Annotated in this window: 16 protein-coding genes; 2 read left to right on the plus strand and 14 right to left on the minus strand. The window is 60.8% G+C overall.

All coding sequences use genetic code 11. The annotated features are described in order from the left end of the window. Nucleotides 1-9: 9 nt before the first annotated feature. The 3 genes from FEZ60_RS18790 to FEZ60_RS18800 are packed head-to-tail and all read right to left on the minus strand — an operon-like array spanning nucleotide 10 to nucleotide 3987. Nucleotides 10-420, minus strand: a complete 411-nt coding sequence (locus FEZ60_RS18790) for an acyl-CoA thioesterase (protein ID WP_033232828.1) — start codon at nucleotides 418-420, stop codon at nucleotides 10-12. Nucleotides 421-423: 3 nt separating this feature from the next. Continuing rightward, entirely contained in the window at nucleotides 424-2103 is a 1680-nt protein-coding gene (gene ettA / locus FEZ60_RS18795; protein WP_033232826.1) for an energy-dependent translational throttle protein EttA, read from the minus strand. Between the two features lie 51 nt (nucleotides 2104-2154). Beyond that, nucleotides 2155-3987, minus strand: coding sequence for an ABC transporter ATP-binding protein (locus FEZ60_RS18800; protein ID WP_172936719.1), 1833 nt, complete (start codon nucleotides 3985-3987; stop codon nucleotides 2155-2157). A 90-nt stretch (nucleotides 3988-4077) separates the two neighbouring features. Here FEZ60_RS18800 and FEZ60_RS18805 point away from each other — a divergent pair, with 90 nt between their 5' ends. After that, nucleotides 4078-4539: a MarR family transcriptional regulator gene (locus FEZ60_RS18805; protein ID WP_172936720.1), complete on the plus strand. Its 462-nt coding sequence runs from the start codon at nucleotides 4078-4080 to the stop codon at nucleotides 4537-4539. A 2-nt stretch (nucleotides 4540-4541) separates the two neighbouring features. Here FEZ60_RS18805 and FEZ60_RS18810 read toward each other — a convergent pair whose 3' ends face one another. The 4 genes from FEZ60_RS18810 to FEZ60_RS18825 all read right to left on the minus strand — a co-directional run bounded on the left by FEZ60_RS18810 (nucleotide 4542) and on the right by FEZ60_RS18825 (nucleotide 7289). Then, entirely contained in the window at nucleotides 4542-4952 is a 411-nt protein-coding gene (locus FEZ60_RS18810; protein ID WP_033232820.1) for a single-stranded DNA-binding protein, read from the minus strand. A 166-nt stretch (nucleotides 4953-5118) separates the two neighbouring features. Further along, nucleotides 5119-5826 carry an SDR family NAD(P)-dependent oxidoreductase gene (locus tag FEZ60_RS18815; protein ID WP_033232818.1) on the minus strand — a complete coding sequence of 236 codons (708 nt, stop codon included), beginning with the start codon at nucleotides 5824-5826 and terminating at the stop codon, nucleotides 5119-5121. Then, a complete protein-coding gene (locus FEZ60_RS18820) occupies nucleotides 5826-6155 on the minus strand; it encodes a hypothetical protein (RefSeq protein ID WP_092808716.1) in 330 nt (109 codons plus the stop codon). The genes FEZ60_RS18815 and FEZ60_RS18820 overlap by 1 nt, the downstream gene beginning before the upstream one ends. 36 nt (nucleotides 6156-6191) lie before the next feature. Then, nucleotides 6192-7289 (minus strand): SRPBCC family protein, encoded by a 1098-nt coding sequence (locus FEZ60_RS18825; protein WP_033232814.1) that lies wholly within the window; start codon nucleotides 7287-7289, stop codon nucleotides 6192-6194. 101 nt (nucleotides 7290-7390) lie between these two features. Between FEZ60_RS18825 and FEZ60_RS18830 the strand changes: the two genes are divergently transcribed. After that, entirely contained in the window at nucleotides 7391-7966 is a 576-nt protein-coding gene (locus FEZ60_RS18830) for a TetR/AcrR family transcriptional regulator (protein WP_172936721.1), read from the plus strand. A gap of 4 nt (nucleotides 7967-7970) precedes the next feature. On the opposite strand, the gene FEZ60_RS18835 is transcribed toward FEZ60_RS18830, so the two are convergent. From FEZ60_RS18835 to FEZ60_RS18865, 7 genes are read right to left on the minus strand one after another with little or no spacing between them, the layout of a single operon-like run. Beyond that, nucleotides 7971-10007 carry a cytochrome c oxidase assembly protein gene (locus tag FEZ60_RS18835; RefSeq protein ID WP_045066920.1) on the minus strand — a complete coding sequence of 679 codons (2037 nt, stop codon included), beginning with the start codon at nucleotides 10005-10007 and terminating at the stop codon, nucleotides 7971-7973. A gap of 46 nt (nucleotides 10008-10053) precedes the next feature. Beyond that, entirely contained in the window at nucleotides 10054-11247 is a 1194-nt protein-coding gene (locus tag FEZ60_RS18840) for a VWA domain-containing protein (RefSeq protein WP_172936722.1), read from the minus strand. Beyond that, the gene (locus tag FEZ60_RS18845) at nucleotides 11244-11834 is read right to left on the minus strand and encodes an SRPBCC family protein (RefSeq protein ID WP_172936723.1); all 591 of its coding nucleotides are present in this window, start codon (nucleotides 11832-11834) and stop codon (nucleotides 11244-11246) included. Before FEZ60_RS18845 ends, FEZ60_RS18840 begins: the two co-directional genes overlap by 4 nt. Further along, on the minus strand, nucleotides 11831-12703 hold the full coding sequence (locus FEZ60_RS18850) for a MoxR family ATPase (RefSeq protein ID WP_033232804.1): 873 nt from the start codon (nucleotides 12701-12703) through the stop codon (nucleotides 11831-11833). The genes FEZ60_RS18845 and FEZ60_RS18850 overlap by 4 nt, the downstream gene beginning before the upstream one ends. Then, a complete protein-coding gene (locus FEZ60_RS18855) occupies nucleotides 12700-13584 on the minus strand; it encodes an XdhC family protein (protein WP_172936724.1) in 885 nt (294 codons plus the stop codon). The genes FEZ60_RS18850 and FEZ60_RS18855 overlap by 4 nt, the downstream gene beginning before the upstream one ends. 30 nt (nucleotides 13585-13614) lie before the next feature. Further along, nucleotides 13615-16002 carry an aerobic carbon-monoxide dehydrogenase large subunit gene (locus tag FEZ60_RS18860; RefSeq protein ID WP_172936725.1) on the minus strand — a complete coding sequence of 796 codons (2388 nt, stop codon included), beginning with the start codon at nucleotides 16000-16002 and terminating at the stop codon, nucleotides 13615-13617. Continuing rightward, nucleotides 15999-16472 (minus strand): (2Fe-2S)-binding protein, encoded by a 474-nt coding sequence (locus FEZ60_RS18865; protein ID WP_092808723.1) that lies wholly within the window; start codon nucleotides 16470-16472, stop codon nucleotides 15999-16001. The genes FEZ60_RS18860 and FEZ60_RS18865 overlap by 4 nt, the downstream gene beginning before the upstream one ends. Nucleotide 16473 lies beyond the last annotated feature (1 nt).

The raw sequence follows: 16473 nt of genomic DNA on the forward strand, positions 1-16473 counted from the left end.
TAGGGTGAACTACGCCGGAACAAGCGCTGCTTCCAGCACCAAACGCTCGCTGTCGGCGAGGGGTCTGGACTTTTCGGACACAGTGTCGAATCCGACCATCAATGCGTCACCGGATGCGCACTCCGCACCGGTGTTGTCGCGGACGACGTGCCGGACCGTGAACGAGGAAGTCCCGACATGAGTCGTGAAGATCTCGACATTCAAAGGACCCGAACGATCCGTCACCGGCTTGAGGAACTCGATGGACATCTTCCGGACAACGACGTATCCCGGACGGCCACCATGGGCGGCAAGCTTCGACGTCAGGAACTGAATGCGAGCTTCCTGCATGTACTCGGCATACCTGGTGTTGTTGACGTGACCCAACCGGTCGGAATCACCCCACCGAACCTGAACCTCACACGTGAATACGTCCGACACCGATCAGTCCCTCGTGAGCTTGCGGTGCGTGACGCGGTGCGGACGCGCGGCGTCGGGGCCGAGACGCTCGACCTTGTTCGCCTCGTAGCCTTCGAAGTTGCCTTCGTACCAGTACCACGCAGCTTCGTTGTCGCCGAAGCCGCCTTCCCACGCGAGGATGTGAGTACACGTGCGGTCCAGGAACCAGCGATCGTGCGAGATCACGACGGCGCAGCCGGGGAACTCTTCGAGAGCGTTCTCCAGCGAACCGAGGGTTTCGACGTCGAGGTCGTTGGTGGGCTCATCGAGCAGGATCAGGTTGCCGCCCTGCTTGAGCGTCATCGCCAGGTTGAGGCGGTTGCGCTCACCACCGGAGAGAACTCCGGCCGGCTTCTGCTGATCGTGGCCCTTGAATCCGAACGAGCTGATGTACGCACGCGACGGGAATTCGGTCTGACCGACAACGATGAAATCGAGCCCGTCGGACACGGTCTCCCAGACCGTCTTCTTCGGGTCGATGCCGGATCGGTTCTGGTCGACGTAGCTCAGCTTGACCGTCTGACCGATCTTGACCTCACCGGCGTCTGGCTCTTCGAGGCCGACGATGGTCTTGAACAGCGTCGTCTTACCGACACCGTTGGGGCCGATGACGCCGACGATGCCGTTGCGCGGCAGGGTGAACGAAAGGTCCTTGATCAGGACACGGCCGTCGAAGCCCTTGTCGAGGTTCTTGACCTCGACGACGACGTCACCGAGACGCGGCGGTGCCGGGATCTGGATCTCGTCGAAGTCGAGCTTGCGGGTCTTCTCGGCCTCGTTCGCCATTTCCTCGTAGCGATCGAGACGAGCCTTGTTCTTGGCCTGACGAGCCTTGGCACCGGAACGAACCCACGCGAGTTCGTCCTTGAGGCGCTTCTGCAGCTTTTGGTCCTTCTTGCCGGCAACCTCGAGGCGTGCGGCCTTCTGCTCCAGGTAGGTGGAGTAGTTGCCCTCGTACGGGTAGAGGCGACCGCGGTCGACCTCACAGATCCACTGCGCCACGTGATCGAGGAAGTAGCGATCGTGGGTGACGGCGAGGATAGCGCCGGGGTATGCAGCGAGGTGCTGCTCCAACCACAGAACCGACTCGGCGTCGAGGTGGTTGGTGGGCTCATCGAGGAGCAGGAGGTCGGGCTTGCTCAGCAACAGCTTGCACAGCGCGACGCGACGCTTCTCACCACCGGAGAGGTGGGTGACCATATCTTCCGGCGGCGGGCAACGAAGCGCGTCCATGGCCTGCTCGAGCTGGGAGTCGATCTCCCAGGCGTCAGCATGGTCGAGCTTCTCCTGAAGCTCACCCATCTCTTCCATGAGCTCGTCGGAGTAGTCCGTAGCCATGAGCTCGGCGATCTCGTTGTATCGCTTGAGCTGAACCATGGTCTCGCCGAGGCCTTCTTCGACGTTCTCGCGAACGGTCTTGGTCTCGTCGAGCTGCGGCTCCTGCATGAGGATGCCGACGGATGCGCCGGGGGCGAGGAAGGCCTCGCCGTTGCCCGGCTGATCCAGCCCGGCCATGATCTTGAGGATGCTGGACTTACCAGCGCCATTTGGTCCGACGACACCGATCTTCGCGCCGGGGTAAAAGCTCATCGTGACGTCATCGAGGATGACCTTGTCACCGTGCGCCTTGCGCACCTTCTTCATCGTGTAAATGAACTCAGCCATGACCGCCAGCCTATCGGTGTTTGTCGCATTACCCACATTGCGTCGACGGGTTCACACGCTCTGCAGTTCGGTCGGCAGTTCCAAGGCTTCGCTGGAAGAAGCTGCGAGAAGCTGCGCGTACCGTCCGCCTTGTTGCACCAGTTGGTCGTGTGTGCCCTTCTCGACGACAACACCCTGATCCAGAACAGCGATCAGATCCGCGTCACGGACCGTGGAAAGCCTGTGCGCCACAACCAAAGTGGTGCGTCCGACCATCAGTTCGTCGAGTGCGTCCTGCAGCGCGCGCTCGGTGCGGTTGTCCAACGCACTCGTCGCTTCGTCGAGAACGAGAATCGGCGGATTCCGCAGGACTGTCCGTGCGATGGCGATGCGTTGCTTCTCACCTCCGGAGAAGCGGTAACCGCGCTCACCCACCATGGTGTCGTAACCGTCATCCAGGCCGGAGATGAACTCGTGAATCTGGGCGATCCGCGCAGCTTGCTCGATCTCCTCATCGGTTGCATCCGGCTTTGCGAACCGCAGATTCTCGCGAATCGTCGTGTGGAACAAGTATGTCTCCTGAGACACCACACCCACCAGGTCGGACACCGTCGCCAGATCGAGGTCCCGCAGATCGACGTCGTCGATCCTGACCGATCCTGCCGTCGGGTCGTACAGCCGCGCGGCCAGGTAACCAAGGGTGGTCTTGCCAGAACCGGTGGAGCCGACAAGCGCCAGTGTTCCGCCGGCCGGGACTGTGAGGTCGATGTTGTCGAGAGTCTTGCGCTCTGTTCCCGGATATGAGAAGTCGACACGATCGAATCGCAGTTCGCCCGACAGTGCCGATACGTCGAACTCCTTCGACTCTTCCGGATCAGCGATGTCGATCGGCAGGTCCAGGTACTCGAACACGCGACTGAACAATGCCATGGAACTCTGCACCTCGACGCCCGTGTTGAGCAGCATCATGGTGGGCCGGAACAACTGAGTCTGCAAGGTCGTGAACGCGACCAGCGTGCCGACGGTGATGGTGTTGCCGTGGTCGAGCGTGAATCCCGCAAACCAGTAGACCAGTGCCGGCATGGCCGCAAACGTGATCGACATCGACGCCATGCGCCACTTACCGGCCATCATCGCTCGGAGTTCGACGTCGGCGACCTCGGCCGAGCGTTCGGCGAAGCGGTCGGTCAACGCGGACTTCGCACCGGTTGTCTTTCCCAGCAGAATGCCGCTGACCGAGAGTGATTCCTCAACTTGAACGGACAGATCGCTGAGCAACTTCTGCCGCTTGCCTGAGATCTTGCGGCGCTCGTTACCGATCTTGCGGGCGATCCGAATGAACACCGGCAGGATCGCCAGCGAGAAGATCGCCAGTCGCCAGTCGAGCAGGAAGAGCGCAACTATCGTCGCTGCAACGGTGGTCGCGTTCTGCGCAATCGACGTGGCGGTGTTGGTGACAACCGATTGCATTCCGCCGATATCGTTGGCGATACGTGACTGCACCTCACCGGTCCTGGTTCTCGCGAAGAACCCCAGCGACTGATTCTGCAGGTGCGTGTACACCCGGACACGCAGTTGGTGCATCAGTTTCTGGCCGATGCTGTTGGACATCCACGTCTGCACAACACCGAGACAACTGGTGATCACGGCAATCGCGATCATGCCGATTGCCAGGATGCTGACCAGTCCGAGGTCCTTGTCCGGGATTGCCTTGTCGAGCATTTCGCGCAGGAGCAGTGGGCTACCCAAGGCCACAATGGCACTGAGCGTGATGACCGCCGTGACGATGGCGATCTGTGTCCGATACGGCGTGAACAGCTCGAGGACACGTCGTGGTGATACGGGGTCCGCCGGAGTGGTCTCGACAGCGGAATTTTCGAAATCTCTGATGTGATCTGGTTTCACGTTTACCTCCTGGAGGCTTTCTCACCTTAATTTCATATTGATGAGGTTACCTCACTATGAGGCTGACACCAACAACGCTAGACTGACGCCATGCATTCCCGAGAGCGCGAACTCACCGATGTCGTGTTGTCCGTGGCGCGAACCATTCGACGACGCCAGGTCGCGGCCCTCGAGCCATTCGGACTCTCCCCGTCACAGAGTCGTGCTCTGAGAGTGCTCACCCGAGTAGGCGAACCGGTCCGATTGGGCTTTCTCGCGGAAAAGCTGCGCATCGTTCCCCGCTCCGCCACGGATGTCGTGGATTCCCTCGAAGCGGCGGGATGGGTCAAGCGCACTCCCGACCCCCATGACCGACGAGCAGTGCTCCTCGAGCTCACCGATGCCGGCGCTGCCCTGGCAGCCGAGGTCGCCCGGGCGCAACGGCGAGAATCCTCGGATATCTTCGACGACCTCGACGACACAGAACGGGTCGTTCTCACCGAACTGCTCGAGCGAGTAGACGCGGGGCACGACCACGTCCGCCCCCGCGACTGCCCGAAAACGCGTGCCTAAACCTACGCCGCCGCAGTCTCTGTCTCTGTCGGTTCGTCCCCTGACACGGGTTTGCTGTGCCGCTCGATCTTTGCGATGCACCGGGCAAGATCGGGCCCTACTGCAGTTGCTCTCATTTCCAGATCGGAACGAGCAATGCCCTCCTTCGTTGTGTATTCGTTTGTGCGCAACTCCCCCGTCGCCATCACCGGATCACCCTTCATGATGGATGCTCCGACGCCGGTGACCAGCCGTCGCCAACACGTGACCGTGAGGTAGAGCGTCGCGCCATCGGTCCATTCCCCGGTCACCGCATCCTTGCGTCGTGCGTTGCTGGCCATCCGAAAGCTCAGCACCTCTTCGCCATTGGTGGTTTGCCGCTTCACCGGATTGGTGATGACGGTGCCGACAACCGTTGCAGATGTCTCGTACATGTTTGATCCCCCTTGAATCTCTTTGCCCACTGAATCCCACCTAAAAGATTCTGAATCGAAACCAGGATTGCCGTCACAATCAAAATGAACCTGGGGATGAACACAGTGCCTGTGGAAAAACAGCACTGCCCGGACCAGTTGGTCCGGGCAGTGTCGGTGTGTGGTGCTAGGTGTTACGGCCGCCATTGACCCCGAGGATCTGCCCGGTGATGTAGCTGGCGTCGTCCGAGATCAGGAAGGCACAGGCCGCCGCGATGTCTTCGGGCTTGCCGACCCGACGGACCGGCGTCGTCAAGATATGGTCATCGACGCTTCCACCGAGTCGATTGAGTTCCTCGTCGCGTCGCAGCAACGGAGTGTCGACGAATCCGGGTGGCACTGCGTTCACCGTGATACCCAATGGACCGAATTCGAGGGCCAAAGATTTTGTCAGCCCGTTGACCGCGGACTTCGCCGCAACGTAGTGCGCCATGTATGGCTGACCCGAATGTGCACTGGAAGAAGAGATATTGACGATCCGGCCCCACTTTCCCGCGATCATGTCGGGCAGCGCCGCCTGGGTGCAGTGATAGGTCCCGTTCAAGCTGACTCCGATGACCTTCTGCCATTCGTCGAAGTCGATGTCGACAAAGCGGCCGTTTCCGACGATGCCTGCCGCATTGACGAGAACAGTGATCGGACCGAGCCGTTCGCGAATCGCGGCCATTGCCGCATCGACCTGCTCGCGACTGGTGACGTCTGCGGTGTGGGCATTCTCGGAGTCACTTGGCGTCCAATCGATGGTGGCAACCTGATAGCCGTCGGAGTCCAGACGCCGAGCGATGGCCTGACCTATTCCCGAAGCCCCTCCGGTAATGACAGCAGTCTTTGTCATCAGGGCACCGGCTCGAAGATCGCATCCATGGTTGATGCGCCGGTATCCGGCACCCTCGGTTGCGACCAGGCCTCGATGGGAAACGACACGTTGATCAGCGAATAACACAGTTGCAGTAGCCGATAGGCGTCGTCAGGCAAAGCATCGAGCGGGAACTCGTCGAGATAACTCCCCGCGTCCAACAATCGAGGCAAGGCTGCGTCGTAGAACGTCTGCAGTTCGGTCATGTTGCTGGACAAGCGCTTTGCATAACGCTCAGCTTCGGTGGGCAGTGCCCACTCCGCGAAGGGTTCGAGATCCGCGAAGGCAACGGGCAAAGTGTTGGGCATCTGTTTTTCTCCTGATTCCTTTTACTCCGTGGCGAGTTACGTACGTAGCAAAATCTCGTCGACAAACCGCTGCGAGGCGGTGTGCAGGTGACGGACCAGCACTTCCTGATCGCACAGTAGAAAATGCGATACAGCTCTCGACTCGAGCATTGTCTGCGTAGCTTCGAGCGTGTTGCAGTCCTGGAGACCGAACTCCTTGAAGGTGACCGCAGCCATTTCCTGCCGCATACGCTCGGTGGCGTTCTTCGGTGGCGGCATGTACAGCGTGCCTTCAAAGGTGTGCTCGTTGTAGGCGGTTGGCCAGTAGTGGTAGGTGAGGTACCACCCGGGTTCCCACACCACGATCATGAAATTCGGGAACAGGACGTAGGAGTCGAGACCCCAGGATTTATGCTTCGTCGGATTGAGTCCGGTTGGCAGCGTGGCAAGTTCGGGGAAATCGGGTTTGTCCCATGGACCGAAGTTGCCACTACGCAACAGTCGCTCCGTCGGTTTCACCATCATCGGATCCTTCGGCGGAGCCATGCCTCCCCACGAAGACACCATTCCGTGTGGGCCGTCGATGTCGTACGCGAGCGCCTCGAAGCCGTAGCTCTTGAGCTTGTTCGACTCGTCGGACACGTACTGCTTCGAATGAAGGATCGGCGCGTGATAGAACTCGGCGAATGCGTCGATATAGAGCTTCCAGTTGCTGCGCACGTGCGCCTGATACTTGTAGACCTGAGTCATCCGGCCAAACGGATAGCCCGTCATGCCGGCAGCGAACTTTCCGAGGTAGTCATCCAGCGAAATCGTGTTTGTATCATCGAAATTGACGAATACGAACCCTTCCCACACATCGACCTGCAGCGGAACCAAGCCGTTCCCGGCACTCGACCAGGCAGTCACGGACTCGTCGGCGCCGCGAGTAACGACTACTGACGCGCGGACTGCGTCGATCACCCGGATGAAGTAACTTCCGGGAACAGGCGCCTGCTCGACTCGACCTACGTTGAGCCAGGTGTGGCCGAAGACGGCTTCGCGCTCGACTTCGAAATACTCGGGGCTGATCGAATCCTCGAACGTAATCGGCCCGGTATCCAAGCCGAAATGCTCAGTCCAACTTCCCTCGGGCGGCTTCGGAAAATGCGGCATCTGTGCGTCCCTTTCCAATCCCAACAACATGACCGACGGTCAACTTACGGGTTCCTGTAACATATGGACCGCCGGTCAACTTGTCAATCAAAGGCGTGCTCATGGGTCACGAATTGAAACGGGAGCGCAGCGATGCAGCTCGAAATCGTCGAGCGATTCTCGACGTGACAGAGTCACTACTCGCGCAGTTCGGGGCCGAACACGTCTCCATCGACCAGATAGCCACAGCGGCAGGGGTCGGCAAGGGCACGATCTTCCATCGATTCGGAAGTCGTGCGGGATTGATGCGAGCGCTGGTTCTCGAGCGCGCTCAGACTCTGCGCGACGCGGTCAACGAAGGCGACCCGCCACTGGGACCAGGTGCACCCGCGTCCGACAGATTGCTTGCTTTTTTCGACGCGATGTTCCGGCTGATCGTCGACAACGTCGAACTGATGATTGCGTACGACAACGCCACCACCGATTCACAAGCCGAAGAAATCAATGCCTTCTGGCATCGTCACATCACCGAGTTGCTCAAAGTGGCCACACCTGATGTTGACGCCGTGGTGATGTCCAGAGTGCTACTGAGCGTTCTCAACCCCGACGTCGTCCTTCACCACATCCGAACGCGACAAACCGAACGCCTCGCCGCTTCGGTTCACGGCCTCGTCGCAGCCGTGGTCGCGCAATCCTGAGGGATCAGCGCGGGTCCCAGCCCTCACGGTCGCGCCTGGCAAGTTCGGCAAACATCGCATTGTGCGCGGCCAGGTCTGCGTCGTGATCGCGTTCGGCTGCGCGGTCCGTTCGCACGGCCGTTTTCCGGTCGGAGCGTGACCACTGCACCAGCAGGGCGAGCATGACCACCATCAGCGGGATCTCACCCGTAGCCCAGGCGATACTGCCGCCCAATTTCTGATCGCCGAGAAGATCGTCGTTCCAGCCCAAGCCAAGTGAACGGAAGAACTCGCCGCCCATGATCGTGGTGGTACTCATCAAGGCGATACCGAAGAACGCATGGAACGGGAGCGAGCCGAAGACCATGGCCAGTTTGGTCACGGGTTGGAGTTGGCGCGGCGACGGGTCGACACCGATCGCCACCCAGTAGAAGAGATAGCCGCTGAGAATGAAGTGCAGGTTCATCAGCAGGTGCGCGCTGTGCGAATCGACCGTGGCTCCGTAGATACCGCCGAGGTAGAGCACGTAGAAGCCGCCGACAAAGAGAACCGCAGCAACAATCGGGTGAGTGATGAATCGCGAGAACGGACTGTGCAGGGCAACGAGAATCCACTCACGAATGCCGGGTACACCGTCCTTGCCCGCGGGTTCGAGAGCGCGCAACGCCAACGTGATGGGCGCGCCCAAAACCAGCAGAACCGGCGCCAGCATCGACAGCGCCATGTGTCCGGCCATGTGAACGCTGAACACCGCGGTCGCGTATTTGCCCACGCCCGACGAGGTCGCGATCAGCAGGACCGCGCATCCGATCATCCAGGAGATAGTGCGGCCGACGGGCCAGGAATCGCCACGCTTCGACAGCTTGCGCAGGCCGAGAAAATACAGAACCGCAGCGACGATCGCGGCTGTGCCGAACATCAAATCGAAACGCCACTCGGTCACGAATGCCATGAACGACGGCGGGTCCGGCAGATTGTAGCCGAGTTCGACCTCGGGAATGGTCGGGATGCTCGTCGGCGGAGGCGGCGGTGTGCGGCCTAGGCCGATTGCCAGCCCGATGGTGGCAGCAAAGATGATGCCTTCGCCGCCGGCAAAACGGATCAGCGCCGAGCGGGAGTTCGGGTTCTCGGCGAGCGCAGGCAACGCGCGACTGCGCTGCAACCACCCGAAGAATCCGAGGACGATCAGCGCAACGATCTTCGCGACGATCAGGCGACCGTACGTCGTCGTGAACAGGTCGTCGAGTGGGAGACGCACAATCGCGTTGATGACACCACTGAAACCCATGACGACAAAACAAATGGTGGCGACCGTCGAAAAGCGCTGAGCAGCGACGTCCGTGTGGTCACCGCCGCGGCGAGCGTGAGCCAGGAGCGCAAACAATCCACCAGCCCACAGCGACGCCGCAACGAGGTGCAAGATCAGGCTGTTGGTAGCAATGTCGTGCGAGCCCCCCGACGACGAGTGGCCGGTGAGAGCGAGGGGCATAAGGCCGAGCAGGCCGACCACCAGCAGCAACGGCGTCCACCACCAGCGCAGTGTCAGCCGAGCCAGAATTGCCAGGACCACAGCAATGACGGCTGTCCAGCGCCAGGCACCGGCGATTTCCACCTGATCGAGTCCGGACCACAGATTTGCCGGTTTGATCGCTTCGGAGAACGGCTGACCCGACGTATCGGAGAGCGTCAGCGGGATCAGCACCAGCGAACATGCCGCCCACACGATCGCGGCGTGCGATGCCGTCCGGACCGCACGATAGCCGTCGACGTCGAGCACACCGGACTTTTGTGGTGGCACGAAAAACGCCGCTAACAGGAGGGAGCCGATCGCGATGACAGCGGCAACCTCGGCAACAGCGCGAACTGCGGGCAGCCCATATGTCGTGATCGCGCCGGGGTCGGGAATGCCGAGCAGGGTCAACGCCTGAGATGCGGAAAACCCGACGACGAGAGCTGCGACCATCCCGGCAATCAGTCCACAGACCACAAAGATTGCGGTCGAAGAAGCGCGGACGCTCGTTTGTGGAGGGGACTGCGTCTGCGCAAGGTCGGGTGTAGCCATAGCTACCAGGGTAGGACCTATGGGATCGTCGACGACAATCCACCTACTACTGTGCGTCGGAGATGGTCGTGAACAAGGCCCGCAGAGCGGTCAATCGATCAGCCGGGAGCACGGTGTCGCAGTAGGGCAAGGCCGCTGCCATGGAACCGGTCAGGGGTTCGAACCCGGTCGCACCTGCACGCGGATTGAGCCACACGACCCGGTGGGCGCGGCGCTGGACTCGGGCCAGAGCGCGCACGAGAATGTCGGGATCGTCACTATCCCAACCGTCGGAGGCGATGACGACTACCGCCCCTCTCAAGGTGTGTCCGTGATGTGAGGCGAGCAGTGACGCAACAGATGTTCCGATGTGGGTGCCGCCGTACCGATCGACAACTCGATTATTGGCTTCGGCGATGGCCGCGTCGGCGCTTCGATGCGCCAGGATCGGAGTGAGCCGGGTCAACGTGGTCGAGAATGCAAAAACTTCGGCGTCGCCGCGCCGGGCGGCGACTCGCATCAAATGCAAGTACATGTCCGCGTATCCGTGCATCGAGCGACTGACGTCGCACAGCACCACAATCGTGCGGGGCCGCTGCTGTGGGCGGGCACGGGCGAGGCGAACAAATTCGAATCCGGTGCGCCTCGCGATACTCATACTTGCGCGCAGGTCGACGGTTCCGCGCCGGCCGAGTCTGCGTCTTCTCCGGCGGCGCCGTGGCCAGTCCGACTCCGCTTGTTCGATCCACTGCCCGAGGAGTGCAAGATCGCTCGGGCTCAACTGAGCAAAAGGCTCCTCGGATTTCCCGGCAAGGGCGCTCGGGAGTAGTAGACCCGGCCGAACCTGGTCCGGCACGGCTTCTCGCCCACTCGACGTCGCACGCCCGATCCACGGCACGTCGATGATGTCCGCGCCCCCACTAGAAACACCAGCAACAGGAAGAGTCGCGTCGCCGACCGTGCGGTCACTGCCCACCCGCCTCGCAATCGGGTCCACGCCCAGAGTCGCACCGACAAAAACTCGCTCGAACTGCGCGTCGAAAACCTCGAGATCTTCCTGACGGTTGATCAGAGTTATCCGCGCGGTCCAGTACAACTGTGTCCGGGTGCGTGGCGAGTGGACATGCACGGCTTCACTGAAGTTGGCAGCCCCGACGGCCGACACTCCAACTCCGTGCCGACGCAACAGGTCGACCAATGCGGTCGCGAAGGCAGCAACATCCACACCGCGCAATAAAGTCGCGCCCGCGTCAGGAATCATCTGCTTCGGCGACGCAGCAGCACAAACACGACGATCGCCGCAGCCACCGCAACAAGAAGTGGCAGAGCACGTTTCGCGACGGACCCGCCGGCAAGTTCGACTAAGTCGAGAGGTTCGGCATTCGGTGTTTCCACAGCTTGTGCCGGTCCGGCTAGTTTCTCTTCCAACGATTCCGCGAACTCCCCCATCAACTTCTCCGATACCTGCGTGATCATGGAACTGCCGAACTGCGCCAGTTTTCCGACGATCTTCACATCGGTGTCCACACTCACTCGTGTCTGCGCTCCTTCGGGATGTAGCTGCGCGGTGATGGTGGCGCTCGCATTTCCGGATCCGCGCTTGTCACGGCCGCGGGCATTGATCACAGCCTTGTGTGTTTTTTCGTCCCTCTCCACGAATGTTGCGCGGCCGGCAAATTCGCTGAGCACCGGACCCACTTTGACTGTCACGGTGCCCAGGAAATCGTCTCCCTCGCGTCCGGTCATCTGAGCGCCTGGCAGGAGCGGCGCGATTCCTTCGAGGTCGGTGAGGGTTGTCCACGCCTCCTCGACGGGTGCGGTGACGGTGAATTCGTGTGCGATCTTCATGGTGGCCCTTTCATCAACTCGCCGCGCAGTACCGCGCGATCGTCCGGAGTTTTTGCCAATGCACCCAAGCTGACAACGACGTCCTCCCGAACCAGATCAGCCACCCCCAAAGTCACAAGAGCCGATACCCAGTCGATGGTTTCGGCGACGCCCGGCGCCTTGTCGAGATCGGCACCTCGAATCTGTCCGACAAACGCGGTGGCGTGCTCGATCAATGCCAGGTTCGCCGACGGCACCATGCGTCGTACGATCGCAACCGCACGCTCCGGCTCGGGATAGTCGATCCAGTGGTAGAGGCAACGCCGCCGGAGCGCGTCATGGAGATCGCGGCTGCGGTTCGACGTCAAGACCACTACCGGAGGGCGCATGGCTGTGAACGTGCCCAGTTCGGGAACCGTGACGGCCGATTCACCCAGAAACTCGAGGAGCAACGCCTCGAATTCGTCGTCCGCACGGTCGATTTCGTCGACGAGCAGCACAGGAGCTGCCGGCCCGCGGTGCCGCACACATCGCAGAATCGGGCGTTCCTGCAAAAACTCCTCGGTAAACAGATCGGCTTCGTCGAGCGCATCCCCACGCGCTTCGGACAGTTTGATCGCCAGCAGCTGACGTTGGTAGTTCCAGTCGTAGAGAGCTTCGTTGGCGCTGAGCCCTTCGTAGCACTGCAACCTGATCAGCGGCGCATCGAGCGAGAGCGCCAAAGCCTTTGCCGCAGTGGTCTTCCCCACACCCGGCTCACCTTCCAGCAGCAGTGGCCGCCCCAGTTCCAGAGCAAGATACAACGCCGTTGCCGTGCCCACATCCAAGAGATAGTCATATGCGTCGAAGCGGCGGATCAACTCCGCGACATCGGAGAATTCGCCGCTCATGTCTTCTCGTACTTATGCCGACAACCCGGTGAACAGAACCACACGTCGACGCCGTCATCCTCGAGATGTGGTGTGTCAGCAGTGATGGTGACAGTCATTCCACAGATCGGATCGAGGGCCGTCTTCGCCACCGGGTCATTCCGCGCAACACTCACACCATCGAGACGGATAGCGCGGACCACGTCGACAACGATGGAAAGTGCGATCTCTGCTGGCGTTTTGGCGCCGATGTACATCCCGACCGGGGTGTGAACTCGCGCTCGCTCCGAATCCGTCAACTCCAGTTGTTCGAGCACCGCGGCGCCCCGCACTCGGCTTGCGACCAGGCCGATGTACTGCACTCCGGCATCGAGCGCAGCGCGGATCGTCAGTGCCTCTTCGCCGCCGAGGCTTGCGATAATCACGGCTGTTGCATCCTCAGTCACGGCTTCCGCCGCAGAACTCCGCACAACGTCGAGGTCAAGCACACGGGCAAACTCGACCACCGCATCCGCGATCGGGGTATCGCCGTACAGAGACAGCACATGTGCCGGCAGCGTGGGTTCCAAGAATATTTCCATCGCGCCACCGGACAGACACGAGTTGACCACCACGTCGGCACCGCTGGTTTTCGGAAATGGCGGCGCTCCATCGGGAAGTACTCGCAGCAGCACACTTTCACCGCTGCCCAAAGCACCTCTCGCTGCTTCGCGTACCGAATTCTGAGCACATTGCCCGCCGACAAATCCTTCGATTGTTCCGTCCGAGAACACTATTGCCGTATCTCCGGGATGTGCCGACGTGGGTTGCTGGGCCCGGACGACGGTTGCGGTCACAAAGGGGCGCCGCTCACCGATCAATTGCTCGGCGCGCAATCGCACGTCGTGAGTGGTGCCGTTCATTGCCCAACCCTTTCTCAGATCCAGCCTTTCTCAGATAGGTGGCCTACCTCGACCATTCATCGCTTCCCACACCCGCGACGGTGTCAACGGCATGTCCGCGTGCCGAATCCCGAAGGGCTTCAACGCGTCGACCACCGCATTCACGATGGCCGGCGGCGAGCCGACGGTTGCGCTTTCCCCAATTCCCTTGGCACCGATGGGATGGTGGGGCGACGGGGTCACGGTGAACCCGGTTTCGAGGTTGGGTACTTCCATCGCTGTCGGGATGAGGTAGTCCATGAGGGAGCCGCCGAGGCAGTTGCCGTCCTCGTCGAAGCTGATGATCTCCATCAACGCCATGCCGATACCGTCGACGATACCGCCGTGCACCTGGCCCTCGATGATCATCGGATTGATCCGGGTTCCGCAGTCGTCCACCGCGAGGAATCTGCGAACAGTCACCTGCGCGGTACCCGGGTCGATGTCGACTACACAGAAGTAGGCACCATAGGGATAGGTGAGATTCTCCGGGTTGTAACAGATTTGAGCTTCGAGACCGCCTTCGATCCCCTCGGGAAGATCGCCGGCACCGTGTGCCCGCATCGCGATTTCCGCGATGGTGACCGCTGCCGACGGATCGCCTTTCACATGAAAGGACCCCTTCTCCCATTCGAGGTCCGCGACCGACACCTCGAGCATCCCCGACGCGATGATCTTGGCTTTGTCTCGCACTTTGCGTGCAACCAGCGCAGCGGCGGCACCGGAAACCGGCGTTGATCGACTGCCGTAGGTGCCCAGCCCGAATGGAGTGTTGTCGGTATCGCCGTGCACGACGTCGATATCGTCCGGCGGAATCCCAAGCTCTTCAGCCACGATCTGAGCAAACGTCGTTTCGTGCCCTTGCCCTTGAGTCTGAACCGAAATCCTCACTACCGCTTTACCGGTGGGGTGTATTCGCAATTCGCAACCGTCGGCCATTCCCAGCCCGAGGATGTCCATGTTCTTGCGTGGACCCGCGCCGACGGCCTCGGTGAAGAAGGACATGCCGATGCCCATCAATTCGCCGCGCGAGTGCTTCTCGGCTTGCTCGCGTCGTAGGGCGTCGTAGCCGATCATGTCCATCGCTTTGCGCATGGTTGTCGCATAGTCGCCCGAATCATATTTCCAGCCGGTCTTACTCGTGTACGGAAACTGGTCTGGCGTCAACAGGTTCTTCAATCGCAGTTCCGCGGGGTCCATGTCCAGGTCGAACGCCAGGCAGTCGACCAACCGTTCCACCAAGTAGACCGCCTCGGTGATCCGGAAGGAGCACGCGTAGGCAACTCCGCCCGGAGCCTTGTTCGTGTACACCGCCGTCATTGCGCAGTATGCAGCCTCGAGGTCGTAGCTGCCGGTGAAGACGCCGAAGAAACCGGCCGGGTATTTGGTGGGCGCCGCCGTTCCGTTGAATGCCCCGTGGTCGGCCAGCACATGAGTACGGATGGCCTGGATCTTGCCTTCCTTGGTTGCCGCGATCTCCCCGAGCATGATGTAGTCGCGGGCAAATCCTGTGCTGGTGAGGTTTTCGCTGCGATCTTCCATCCACTTGACTGGTTTCCCGGTCACGAGTGAAGCGACTATCGCGCACACATACCCCGGATAGATCGGCACCTTGTTTCCGAACCCGCCCCCGATATCCGGGGAAATCACCCGGATCTTGTGCTCGGGTAAACCTGCAACTAGAGCGTACAGAGTGCGATGCGCGTGCGGCGCCTGACTGGTGGACCACAAGGTCAGCTTTCCGGACACACGGTCGTAATCGGCAACTGCCCCACAGGTTTCCATCGGAGCCGGGTGCACACGCGGATAGACGATTTCCTGTTTTGTCACAACGTCGGCTGCAGCGAACACCGCGTCGGTGGCAGCTTTGTCACCGGTCTCCCAGTCGAAGCAGTGATTGTCCGTCTTGCCGTCGAGATCGGTGCGGATCACCGGTGCGTCCGGCGACAATGCAGTACGCGCGTCGATCACCGGATCGAGGATGTCGTATTCGACTTCGATCAGTTCCAAGGCGTCCCGCGCCGAGTACCGATCCTCGGCCACCACAAATGCGACCTCCTGCCCTTGAAAGCGCACTTTGTCGGTAACCAGTACCGCCTGCACGTCGCTGGACAGCGTCGGCATCCATGCAAGACCTTGCGCGGCCAGATCCGCTCCTGTCACCACCGCTTTCACCTTCGGATGTTCCTGCGCCGCAGTGGTATCGATGCTCACCAGCCGAGCGTGTGCCACCGGCGCACGCAGAATTGCGAGATGCAGCATGCCAGGCAGTTGCACGTCGTCGACGTAGTGACCCTGACCTCGAATGAAGCGGGGATCTTCCTTTCGGAGCATTCGTCCATGCCCGCACGGCTTTCCGTCGTTGACCTCCAACTCAGGCGCCGAGTCCACGCTGGTCATGACGCACCTCCTACCGGATGCGCCGCTGCCCACTGCACTGAGCGCACGATCGTCGTGTATCCCGTGCAGCGGCAGATCTGACCGGAAATCGCTTCCCTGATTGTTAGTTCGTCAGGGTCAGGATCGCGATCAAGGAGCGCTCGCGCGGTGATCATCATCCCGGGAGTGCAAAAACCGCACTGCAATCCGTGGCAGTGCATGAATCCCTCTTGAATGGGGTCGAGCACACCATCTCGTTCAAGACCTTCGACGGTTCCGATCTCGTGACCGTCGGCCATAACCGCGAGCATGGTGCACGACTTCACCGGTTCCCCGTCCACCGTCACCACGCAGGTCCCACAATTGCTGGTGTCACATCCCCAGTGAGTTCCTGTGAGCTGCAGTTGGTCTCGCAGGAAATGCACCAACAACATGCGCGGTTCCACGTCTTCCGACACCGGCTCACCGTTGACCGTCATCGATACCCGCATA

Source organism: Rhodococcus sp. MS16 (assembly GCF_013277795.1).
Classification (GTDB): Bacteria; Actinomycetota; Actinomycetes; order Mycobacteriales; family Mycobacteriaceae; genus Rhodococcus_F; species Rhodococcus_F globerula.